10 protein-coding genes are annotated in these 10153 nt (G+C 71.9%); 6 read left to right on the top strand and 4 right to left on the bottom strand.

The genetic code is table 11. The features are described from left to right. The first annotated feature begins 86 nt into the window (after positions 1 to 86). The gene (locus OG302_RS38055; protein WP_371531063.1) at positions 87 to 1535 is read left to right on the top strand and encodes an MFS transporter; all 1449 of its coding nucleotides are present in this window, start codon (positions 87 to 89) and stop codon (positions 1533 to 1535) included. A 110-nt stretch (positions 1536 to 1645) separates the two neighbouring features. Here OG302_RS38055 and OG302_RS38050 read toward each other — a convergent pair whose 3' ends face one another. After that, positions 1646 to 2944, bottom strand: coding sequence for an AMP-binding protein (locus tag OG302_RS38050; protein ID WP_371531061.1), 1299 nt, complete (start codon positions 2942 to 2944; stop codon positions 1646 to 1648). A 208-nt stretch (positions 2945 to 3152) separates the two neighbouring features. On the opposite strand from OG302_RS38050, the gene OG302_RS38045 reads away from it, so the two are divergent. The 3 genes from OG302_RS38045 (at position 3153) to OG302_RS38035 (ending at position 6239) form a co-directional block, all read left to right on the top strand. Next, the gene (locus OG302_RS38045; protein ID WP_371531059.1) at positions 3153 to 4466 is read left to right on the top strand and encodes a lipase family protein; all 1314 of its coding nucleotides are present in this window, start codon (positions 3153 to 3155) and stop codon (positions 4464 to 4466) included. Between the two features lie 138 nt (positions 4467 to 4604). Beyond that, the gene (locus OG302_RS38040) at positions 4605 to 5864 is read left to right on the top strand and encodes a helix-turn-helix domain-containing protein (RefSeq protein WP_371531057.1); all 1260 of its coding nucleotides are present in this window, start codon (positions 4605 to 4607) and stop codon (positions 5862 to 5864) included. A gap of 183 nt (positions 5865 to 6047) precedes the next feature. Next, positions 6048 to 6239, top strand: coding sequence for a DUF5999 family protein (locus tag OG302_RS38035; protein WP_371531055.1), 192 nt, complete (start codon positions 6048 to 6050; stop codon positions 6237 to 6239). Between the two features lie 24 nt (positions 6240 to 6263). On the opposite strand, the gene OG302_RS38030 is transcribed toward OG302_RS38035, so the two are convergent. The 3 genes from OG302_RS38030 to OG302_RS38020 are packed head-to-tail and all read right to left on the bottom strand — an operon-like array spanning position 6264 to position 8189. Next, a complete protein-coding gene (locus OG302_RS38030) occupies positions 6264 to 6869 on the bottom strand; it encodes a DUF2867 domain-containing protein (RefSeq protein WP_371531053.1) in 606 nt (201 codons plus the stop codon). Between the two features lie 16 nt (positions 6870 to 6885). Next, entirely contained in the window at positions 6886 to 7530 is a 645-nt protein-coding gene (locus OG302_RS38025) for a TetR/AcrR family transcriptional regulator (RefSeq protein WP_371531051.1), read from the bottom strand. Between the two features lie 47 nt (positions 7531 to 7577). Beyond that, complete coding sequence (locus tag OG302_RS38020; protein ID WP_371531049.1) at positions 7578 to 8189, bottom strand: TetR/AcrR family transcriptional regulator; 612 nt, start codon at positions 8187 to 8189, stop codon at positions 7578 to 7580. A 100-nt stretch (positions 8190 to 8289) separates the two neighbouring features. On the opposite strand from OG302_RS38020, the gene OG302_RS38015 reads away from it, so the two are divergent. Together OG302_RS38015 and OG302_RS38010 are read left to right on the top strand one after the other, a co-directional pair. Further along, positions 8290 to 9771, top strand: coding sequence for a cytochrome P450 (locus tag OG302_RS38015; RefSeq protein WP_371531047.1), 1482 nt, complete (start codon positions 8290 to 8292; stop codon positions 9769 to 9771). An 88-nt stretch (positions 9772 to 9859) separates the two neighbouring features. Next, positions 9860 to 10129: a hypothetical protein gene (locus tag OG302_RS38010; RefSeq protein ID WP_371531045.1), complete on the top strand. Its 270-nt coding sequence runs from the start codon at positions 9860 to 9862 to the stop codon at positions 10127 to 10129. Positions 10130 to 10153 lie beyond the last annotated feature (24 nt).

The raw sequence follows: 10153 nt of genomic DNA, 5'->3' as shown, positions 1-10153 counted from the left end.
ATTCGGCGTCGCGGGCAGCAGCGACGGCAGCCGCGGGCCCGGAGAATCCGGCAGCGGAACCGCATCGCGATCGAGGGGAGCCGCACGTGGGCCGGGGCAGGCTGACCGCTCTTCTGGCGATGCTCGCCCTTGCCGGTTTCATCACGACCCTGGACAACACCGTCATCAACGTCGCCCTGCCGACCGTGCAGCGCGATCTCGGCCTGACGGTCACCGACTTGGAGTGGGTGGCCACCAGCTACGTGCTGAGCTTCGGCTCGCTCCTTCCGGCCGGCGGCAGGCTCACGGATCTGCTGGGCCGTCGGACGGTGCTCGCGGCGGGCATCATCGTGTTCACCGCGGCATCGCCGGCGGCCGCCCTCGCGGACAGCGGCGGGACGCTCATCGCGGCGCGTACCGTGCAGGGTGTGGGGGCGGCGCTCGTCATCCCGGCCTCGCTCGCGGTGGTCGCCGCCGATCTGCCCGCCCGCAGGCGCGCCGTGGCGGTCGGCCTGTGGACGGCGGCCCTGGCGGTCGCGCTGGCGCTCGGCCCTGTGGTGGGCGGGTACGTCACCGAACGGTGGGACTGGAGCTGGGTGTTCCTGCTCAACGTCCCCTTCGGCGCGCTCGCCCTGCTCCTCGTACCCGCCGTGCCCCGAGCCGTCACACCCGTGCGCCGCGGCCTGCTGCCGCTCCTGGACCTGCCCGGCGTCGCACTGTCCACGACCTCCCTCTTCCTCCTCACGTACGGCCTGGTCAGGGGCGGCGAGCACAGTTTCAGCACGCCGCCGGTGCCGCTCTGCCTCTGGCTCTCGGCGGCCACCGGGATCCTGTTCGTCGTCGTCGAGTCGCGCACGTTCCTGCCGCTGGTGGATCTGCGGCTGCTGCGCAACCGGTCGCTGAGCGGCGGCGCGGCGGCTCAGGTGCTGTGGGGCATCGGCGTCAACGGCGTGTTCTTCTTCACCGCGCTCTACCTCCAGCGCGTGCTCGGCTTCTCCCCCACCAAGGCCGGTCTCGCTTTCCTGCCGCTGGCGGGCGCACTGCTCGTGACGACGCCGTTCGCCGAGCGCGCGGCCAAGGCGGTGGGGGCGCACTGGTCGATCGCCGGAGGGCTCGTGCTGGTCGCGGGCGGCCTGGTGTGGGTGTCGGGCACGGGGTTGCACGCGCAGTACTGGGATCTGCAGCCGGGGCTGCTCGTGATCGGCGTCGGGTCGGCCCTGACGACTCCCCTGACGGTACGTTCCGTCGCCGATGTCCCCGCGACGCGCACCGGCATGGCTTCGGGTCTGGTGAGCGCGGCCCGTGAGATCTCCGGGGTGTTCGGGGTCGTCCTGGTCGGCGTGGTGCTGACCCGCACGGAACGCACCGCGCTGCGGGACGGCGCCGATCCCCGCAGCGCCTTCCTGGACGGCTACGACACGGGGTTGCAACTGGCAGCTCTCTGCGTCCTGTTGGGCGCCGCCGTCACCGCCACAACGCTCCGGCGCCCCGCCCGCCACCGGCGGTCAGGGACACCTTCCGGAGTCAGACCAACCTGTCCCCCGGTGCGCCAGTGACGCACTGATGCCGTCGCCCCCGAAGCGTCTGGCACGGCGTGGACCCGAGACAGGGCCGCGGGCCCAGCCACGCCGGTGCGATCCGCCCCTCTGCCTCCTTGACGACCCCGCTACCCCCTCGACGAGCCCGTGCCGCCGAGCACGGTCACATAGCCGTCCGGGCCCAGTACCGCGATGTCGCCCGTACGCAGCCACCCACCGGGCAGCAGCCGCCGCGCCGTCTCCGCCGGGTCACCCCAGTAGCCCGCGCACACCTGCGGCCCCCGCACCAGGAGTTCACCGGCGTGCCCCACGGGCAGCTCCACGCCGGGGGCGCCCTCCTGGCCGATGCGGATCTCGGTACCGGGCAGGGGCAGCCCTGACGTGCCGGGGCGGGCGTTGGCACCGCGCGGGTTGGCGAGGACGGCACCTGCTGCCTCCGGGAGGCCGTAGCCCTCGACGAGCACCGCGTCGACCGACTCGCGGACACGGTCGGCGGTCGCGGCGTCCAGCATCCCGGTCAGCCAGGTCCGCACCGTGGCGAGGGCCTCCAACTCGTGGGCCGGGCACCGGAGAAGGCTCCGACAGTCGGCGGGCTCGGCCGACAGGAGGGTCACTTTCCGGCGGCGCGCCGTGCGCAGGAGCGTCTGCGGGCCGGCGGTCGGCAGGAGGACGGTCCGCATCCCGGTGAGCAGCGGGGCGGTCAGGCCGAACAGCAGGCCGTGCGGACGCCACAAGGGCGTGACGGCCAGAGCGGTCTCCCGGCCGGCACGCAACTGGGGGTGCCACAGGGCCAGTTGCTGGGCCGCCGCGACGAGGTTCGTGTGCGTGAGCATCGCCGCGGGCCCGTCGGCGGCGACGTACGCGAGGGCGGCAAGGTCGCTGGGCTCCGGCCCGCGATGGCCTGACTCCGGCCCGCGACCTCCCGGCTTCGGCCTGGCCGGCTTCCGCAGGCGGCCGCCACGCGGCCACTCCCCGCCGGCCGGAACGGTGACGACATCCCGTACGTACGTGTCACCACGCACCGCGTCGATCCGCTCCCCCGCCGACTCGCCCGCGACCACCAACACGGCACCCGAATCGGCGAGTTGATGCCGCAGGGTCTGCCATGAGGCCTCCGGGTCGATCGTCACCGCAACCGCCCCGATCCGCAGCACCGCATGCCACGCCACCGCGAACCACGGACAGTTGGGCAGCACCAACGCCACCCGGTCACCGTGCCGGACACCCAGCGTCCGCAACGTATCGGCGCATGTGCCCGCAGCGCGGTGCAGCCCCCGGAAGCCGGACCGGCGGCCATGGCGCCGGGCCGCCGCTTCGAGCAGGCCGGGGAGCGTGACGTCGGGGACGCGCAGCCGGTGAGGTACCCCGGCGGCGTAGAAGCGGAGCCACGGTCGTGGGTCCGGGGCCGTCACCTGTGGCTCGGTCATGACCTGATCGTGGCGCAGGAGGGCGGGTTCCCACTTGTGCCCCGCGCACAGTTCCCGCCCGGCGGGCTGTGGCTCTGCTGACTATCGACGCCCGATCACCGCTCCGTAACTTCACGGCGTGCGCAGCCGTCCCCCTCGAACCCCTAGAACCCCTAGAACCCCTAGAAGCGAACTCGAATCGAACTCGAACCGACCGAAGGAGCACCCCGTGCACAGGCCACGAGCGAAACGGAAGAAGAGACTGCTCGCGCTGACCTCGGCCTTCGCCCTGGCGGGCTTGGGTCTCGGCGTGCCGACCCTGACGGCGGGCGCCGCCGCGGCCCCGGACGCCTCGGCGGCGTGCGACGCCCCGGACGAGCGGATCTACCAGGTGCCGGGTTCCGTCCCGAGTGATCCCGGCAGCGTCATCGCCTGCCGGACGACCGCGCTCCCCCACGTGCCGGGCAACATCCCGACGCACGCCTGGAAGGTCCAGTACAGCTCGAAGGACAACACGGGCACGCCGGTGGCGGTCTCCGGCACCGTGGCCGTGCCGGACGCCCAGTGGAAGGGGCGCGGCAGCCGTCCCGTCGTGGCCTTCAACCCCGGGACGCTGGGACTCGGTTCGCAGTGCGCGTTCTCCAAGCAGTTGGCGGGCGCCTTCCAGGACGAGTACGAGGGCGAGAACATCGCGGCGCTCCTGAAGGCCGGGTACGCCGTCGCCGCGACGGACGGGGCGGGCTACCTGGACGGCCAGACCCATCCGTACGTCTCCGGCGCCGACGCCGGGCACGCGCTCCTCGACATCGCGCGCAGCGCGTCCGCGATCCCGGGCAGCGGCCTCGACCCGAGGGCGAAGGTCGGCCTGTGGGGCTACTCCGAAGGCGGCGCTGCCAGCCTGTGGGCGGCCCAGCTCGCGGCTTCGTACGCCCCTGAGCTCGACGTCGTGGGCGACGCGTCCGGCGGTGTGCCCGGTGATCTGAAAGTGGTCGCCAAGGGGCTGAACGGCGGCCCGTTCGCGGGGTTCCTGGTCGACGCCGTGCTCGGTCTTTCGGCCGCACACCCCCGGATGCCGTTCGACGAGCTCATGAACGACCAGGGCCGGGAAACCCTGAAGAAGGCCAGGTCGCACTGTCTGGCGGGCACGATCTCGACCCTCGCGGGCCAGAAGATCGAGGACAACACCAAGGACGGTCTCAGCCTGGAGCAGCTCTACGCGCTCAAGGGCACGGACGGCAGGACGTGGGGACAGGTCGTCGACGCCCAGAAGCTCGGCGTCGGCATCGGGCGTCCCGGCTCCGGAGCCACGTACGAGATCGGCTTCCCGGTCCTGCAGTACCGCGGGGCGCTGGAGGAGGTCATCCCGGTCGAGACGGAGGACGCGACGCGCAAGGCGTACTGCAAGGGGAACATCACCACCCAGTGGAAGGTCTATCCGGGCGAGCATCTGACGACCGATCAACTCGCGAAGGACGACACGGTCAAGTGGCTCGGCGACCGGTTCGAGGGCAAACCGGAGTTCGGCAACTGCCTGCTGCCGTGAGTTGTTTCGCACTCGCTGCCTCTTGTCACGCGGGTGACAGGAGGCAGCATCATGTCTGTCCGTCCTCGGTGGGCCGCCACGGACCCGTGACGGTATCTTCACCAAACCTTTGTCCCCCGCGCGCAGAGGGAGCACCCCATGGTGAACGGTTCGACGCCGCCCGCCGGCATACCCTCGGCAGGCGCCCCCGCGTCCGCGGGCACCCCGGCAGAGGAGTCGTACGCCGCGTTCCGGGCCTTCCCCTCGGGCCTCCACGACCATGTGCGGCCGTTCCTCGACGACATCACGTCGGAGGTGGTGCGGGCGATCCGCACGGAGATACCGGAGTACGCCCGGCCGACGGACGACACGTACATGCATGTCGTGAACCGCGGTGTGGAGCAGGCCCTTGAGGGGTTCCTGGCCCGCATGGCCCACCCCGACACCGACTGGGAGTCGGTGAAGGCCACCTACCAGAACATCGGCAGGGGCGAGGCGGACGAGGGCCGCAGCCTCGACTCCTTCCAGTCGGCACTGCGCCTCGGCGCGCGCGTCACCTGGCGCCGGGTCAACGCCCTCGTCGACGCCGACCTGTTGCCGCACACCGTGCTTGCCGCCTTCGGCGAGGCGCTGTTCGTGCACCTGGACGAGATGGCCGCGGCGACAACGGCGGGCTACACCGAGGCCCGGCTGCACGCGGCGGGCGAGCTGCAGCAGCGCCGCGCGCGCCTCATCGACCTGTTGACCGCCGATCCTCCCGCGTCGGCGGAAGCCATCGCCGATCTCGCCCAGGCCGCCCAATGGCCCATCCCGCGCGAGGTGGCCGTCGTCGTCATCGACCACGTCCTCACCCCGGAGACCGTCAGCCCCATCGTGCCGCCGGAGTTCCTCGCCCGCTTCTCCGAGCAGCCCGGCTGCATCGTGGTGCCCGACCCGGAGGGTCCGGGCAGGGCCCGCTCGATCGCCGCCGCGTTACAGGGCCTGCGTGCGGTGATCGGGCCCACGGTCGCCCTGCACGAGGGCGCGCGTTCGCTGCGCTGGGCGCTGGACGCCCTGAGCCTGTCCCGGCGCGGCATCCTGCCCCGCGCGGGCCTGCTGCACTGCGCCGACCACCTGGCGACGTTGCTGCTCTTCCAGGACGAGGCACTGATCGACGCGCTCGCGCAGCGCCATCTGCTGCCCCTTCAGGAGGTGCGCTCACCGCAGCGTGAGCGCCTCGCCGAGACCCTGCTGTGCTGGCTGCGGTGCGGGCACAACGCGAGCGAGGTCGCCACACGCCTCGCCGTGCATCCGCAGACGGTCCGCTACCGCCTGCGGCAGCTGGACGAGGTGTTCGGCGACCGGCTGCACGATCCGGTGGCGCAGTTCGAGATGCAGCTGGCGCTGCACGCGTTGAGCCTGCGGCCCGCCGCCGAGTGACGCCCGCGTCACGTAGCACACGGCTCGCGCGCCTCCGGGCCGGTTTCCTTCTCGCACGAGGTCACAAGTACGCTCTGCGAGCGATGAGTTGGCGCCCTTGGTGGGGTCAGAACTCATACAAAGGGAAACCGAGACACACCGGGCCGCGCACAAGGTTCGCGACCCCCACCCGGAGGTACGACCATGTGCGCCCACCAGCCCCCTTGCCCGCCCGCCGACAGCGCCGACCACCTGGCCGCCCTGATCCTGTCCGCCCACCCCGAACAGGGCTGGAGCCTGCTGTGCAACGGCACCATCGTCTTCGACGACACCGGCGAAATCCTGCCGGACGGACGGGTGGTGGCGGTGTCACGACCGCTCGCTATGGCGGCCTGAGTCCGGTACTCCCGAACGCCCTGCCTACGAGTGCACGGGCGGCTGCCCCGCAGCGCCCGCTCGCCACGAGCGCTCGATCTCCCGCATCAGCGCCGGGTAGACGAGCCACAGGCGGAACGGCTTGATCGCGGCCATGTAGACGGCGCCGAACCGGCCGTTCGGCTTCACCAGGACCGTCATCCGGCCGCGGTAGCCGCCGGATTCGTCCGGTACCCAGCCCAGGTGCATGATCGTGTGCACCGTGCCGTTGGCCAGCTCCGCCGCCCACTCGTCCTTGAGCAGATACACCGGGGTGAGCGGGAACCCGGCGGACTCCGGACCCCTCGGGGCATCGCGCATCTCGTCCGACAGCCGGTCCCGGAGCGAGGCCACCCGCGTGCCCAGACCGGACTTCGGGCGGTCCCAGCCGAACACCGAGCCGATCTTCCAGCGGGCCGCCCACACCACGCGTACGAGAAGCGGCGCGCCCTCCGGGAAGTTGTCGCCCGAGACGGTCTGCTCCACCAGCCGCGGGAAGTCGTCGGGGCCGCCCGGTGTGGGCAGCGCCCACACGTCCTCCACCCGGAAGTCGGGGGCGATCTCATGGATACGCCAGGGGCGTGACGTGTGCGCGCTCTTCGGCAGCTTCATTCCTGAACCTCCGGTTTCATTCCTGAACAGCCGGCTTCGTTCCTGGATCTCCTTGCGGCAGGCCCAACAGGCCCCGCATCGCCCTCTCCACGAGTACGACGTCATGGGGAGCGTGTCCGGCGACACTGCTCACCAGGCCTTCGAGGGTGCCGATGTAGGCGAGCGCGACCTCCCGCGGCGGCGGTCCCGGGGGGATGGCGCCGCTCTCGCGCCCTGCGGCGATCCGGTCGACGCACCGGGTGGTGAGCCGGTCGATGACTCCGGCGAGCGCATGGCCGACCGCGTGATCCTGTCCGGCGAACTCGACGGACAGCGCCCTCATCACCCTGGCCACGTCACGGCGGCAGTACACGGCGTGCCCCCGCGCCATCGCCAGGAGCGCCGCGACGGGGTCGGGCTCCTCGTCCGCAGGCGCGCCGACCTCGGCGTTCCAGGTCTCCTCGACCCACCGCACCACGGCGAGCGCCAGGTCTTCCTTGTTGGCGAACAGGTGGTAGAGGGCGCCACGGGTGTAGCCCGCCTCCGCCGCCACCCGTTCGAGCGCCACGTTGCCGTATCCGTACGTGGAGAACCCTCGCGCCGCCGACTCCAGCAGAGCGCTCCTGGTCCGGGCCCGCCGGTCCGCCTGCTTCTCGCGAGGACGCGCCGGGCTTGCCGTCATCGCCGTGCGGTCCCAGAGGCGGATTCACATACAGACATGTATGTAGGTTACTCCGGGGCGATCGCACCGAGCAATGCCCGCGCGCACAGGTCCCGCACCTGCTCGCGCGGCAGTTCCGGCTCGTCCAGCCACTCCAGGCAGACGGTCACCATGAAGGCGAGCCAGCCGCGCACGGCCAGCCGCAGGGTGGGCAGTTCGTGCGGAGTGGTCGCCGTTCCGGGGTCCGCGGCGAGGGCGGCCAGGATCTGGTCCTCGTGGGCCGCGAGGCCTTCGCGGTAGATCCTGCGGACCGTGGCGTCCCCCGTCTCCTCCGCCCGGTGGAAGGCACGGAAGCCTTCGGCGTGCGACTCGACGTACGCGAGGAACGTGTCGAGCCCCGTACCGATCTGGTCGCGGACCGGGACCCCGGGGACGGCCGCCGTCAGCCGCAGCATGCGACGGCTCTCGCGCTGCACCACGGCGGCGAAGAAGTCGCTCTTGGTCGGGAAATAGTGGTACAGCAGGCCGCGCGACACCCCGGCGATCTCCGCCACCCGCTCGACCCACACGTCGTCGTACGGATTCTGGGCGAAGAGCCGCGCCCCTGCCGAGAGCAGCTGCTCCCTGCGCTCCTCCGTGCTGAGTCTGCGGCGCGTACGTTCCTGCGGGTTCGCGGCCATGAGCGCACTTTACTTGACGCGGATTCAATAGCGGGACCAGACTGGGATCCCTTATTGAATCCACGTACAACAGGCTCAACGGGTCTGCGGCACAAGGGAGATGGCACACATGGCGCAGGTGTCCCAGGCATCGCAGGTGACGGAGGGCGCCCCGCCCCCCAAGGGGTTCCGCAGCGCCGAGCTCGGCTGGCCGCGCCTCGACCTCATCCCGCATCCGCCGCGCCGTCTGCCCCTGATCGGCGACATCCTCGGCGCCCATGTGCGGACGCCCGTACAGGATTCGATGCGGATCGGCGGCAGCCTGGGGCCCATCTTCCGCCGCAAGGCGTTCGGCAAGGAGATCGTCTTCGTCTGGGGCGCCGCGCTCGCGGCCGAACTGGCCGACGAATCACGGTTCGCCAAGCATGTGGGCCTGGGCGTCGCGAACCTGCGGCCGGTGGCCGGAGACGGCCTGTTCACCGCGTACAACCACGAGCCCAACTGGCAGCTCGCGCACGACATCCTCGCCCCGGGCTTCAGCCGGGACGCGATGGCCGGCTACCACCCGCTGATGCTGGACGTGGCCCGGCAGCTGACCGACCGCTGGGACGCGAGTGAGACCGCGGGGCGCTCCGTGGACGTGCCCGGCGACATGACGAAGCTGACCCTGGAGACGATCGCCCGCACCGGCTTCGGCCACGACTTCGGCTCCTTCGAGCGGTCCCGGCCGCATCCCTTCGTGTCGGCCATGGTCGGCACTCTCTCCTACGCCCAGCGCCGCAACGTCGTGCCGCCCGGGCTCGCCCCGCTGCTGCTGCGCGGAGCCACCCGGCGCAACGCCGCCGACATGGCGTATCTCAACCGCACCGTCGACGACGTGGTCGCGGCCCGCCGCGCCGCGCCGGGTCCCGGCGACGGCGATCTGCTCGACCGGATGCTGGAGGTCTCACACCCGGAGACCGGCGAGCGGCTCTCCGCCGAGAACATCCGCCGGCAGGTCATCACCTTCCTGGTCGCCGGGCACGAGACGACGTCGGGCGCCCTGTCGTTCGCACTGCACTACCTCGCGCGCTCCCCCGAAGTCCTGGCCCGCGCCCAGGCGGAGGTCGACGAAGTCTGGGGTGACGCGCAGGAGCCCGCGTACGAGCAGGTCGCCAAGCTCCGTTATCTGCGGCGTGTCCTGGACGAGTCGCTGCGGCTGTGGCCGACCGCGCCCGGCTTCTCGCGCCAGGCCCTGCACGACACGACGATCGGCGGTGAGCACCCGATGCGCGAGGGTGCCTGGGCGCTCGTCCTCGCCACGCTGCTGCACCGCGATCCGGCGGCGTGGGGCGAGCGGCCCGAGGAGTTCGACCCCGACCGGTTCACCCCCGCGGCCGTACGGGCGCGGCCCGCGCATGTCTTCAAGCCGTTCGGCACGGGCGCGCGGGCCTGCATCGGCCGTCAGTTCGCGCTGCACGAGGCGACGTTGGTCCTCGGGCTGCTCCTGCGCCGCTACGACCTGCACGCCGACCCCGGCTACCGGCTGCGGGTCGTCGAGCGCCTCACGCTCATGCCGGAGGGCCTCACGCTACGGCTCACCCGCCGCGCCAGGGCCGCCTAGGGCCGATTGTCAGACCCGTGCGCAAGAGTGGAGGGTCCACCGGTGCCAGCCACCGGTCCTTCCGACCCCGCGCAGAGGAGCTCTCGACATGACCAGCACGCCGACCCCGGAACTGGCCGCCGCCCAGGCCTGCTTGCGGCTGCTGCACACCGCACGTGCCGCACTGTCCGGTCCCTCGCCGGCCGCGGCGGCCTCGCTGCTCGCCGGGCCCATGGCGGAGGCGGACGAAGCGCTGCGCCGCGCGGGCCTGACGGGCAACGAGGCCGAGCTCCTGAACAGGATCTACGACCTCGAGCCCGACCGCCCCGATCCCCGGGCGTGCCCCGCCTCGGCTGGTTCGGCTCCGTCCACTCCTTAGAGTCCTGGAGCTACTCCAGAGTCC

Origin of the sequence: Streptomyces sp. NBC_01283 (assembly GCF_041435335.1) — a bacterium.
GTDB lineage: Bacteria > Actinomycetota > Actinomycetes > Streptomycetales > Streptomycetaceae > Streptomyces.
The sequence above is the reverse complement of the archived record's forward strand: the minus strand, read 5'-3'. Positions and strand labels throughout refer to the sequence as shown.

Excerpts from the sequence above, each read along its gene's own strand:
- OG302_RS38020 (WP_371531049.1), bottom strand. The coding sequence starts at position 8,189 with ATGGCCGCGAACCCGCAGGAACGTACGCGCCGCAGACTCAGCACGGAG.
- OG302_RS38025 (WP_371531051.1), bottom strand. The coding sequence starts at position 7,530 with ATGACGGCAAGCCCGGCGCGTCCTCGCGAGAAGCAGGCGGACCGGCGG.
- OG302_RS38035 (WP_371531055.1), top strand. The coding sequence starts at position 6,048 with ATGTGCGCCCACCAGCCCCCTTGCCCGCCCGCCGACAGCGCCGACCAC.
- OG302_RS38040 (WP_371531057.1), top strand. The coding sequence starts at position 4,605 with ATGGTGAACGGTTCGACGCCGCCCGCCGGCATACCCTCGGCAGGCGCC.
- OG302_RS38030 (WP_371531053.1), bottom strand. The coding sequence starts at position 6,869 with ATGAAGCTGCCGAAGAGCGCGCACACGTCACGCCCCTGGCGTATCCAT.
- OG302_RS38010 (WP_371531045.1), top strand. The coding sequence starts at position 9,860 with ATGACCAGCACGCCGACCCCGGAACTGGCCGCCGCCCAGGCCTGCTTG.
- OG302_RS38050 (WP_371531061.1), bottom strand. The coding sequence starts at position 2,944 with ATGACCGAGCCACAGGTGACGGCCCCGGACCCACGACCGTGGCTCCGC.
- OG302_RS38015 (WP_371531047.1), top strand. The coding sequence starts at position 8,290 with ATGGCACACATGGCGCAGGTGTCCCAGGCATCGCAGGTGACGGAGGGC.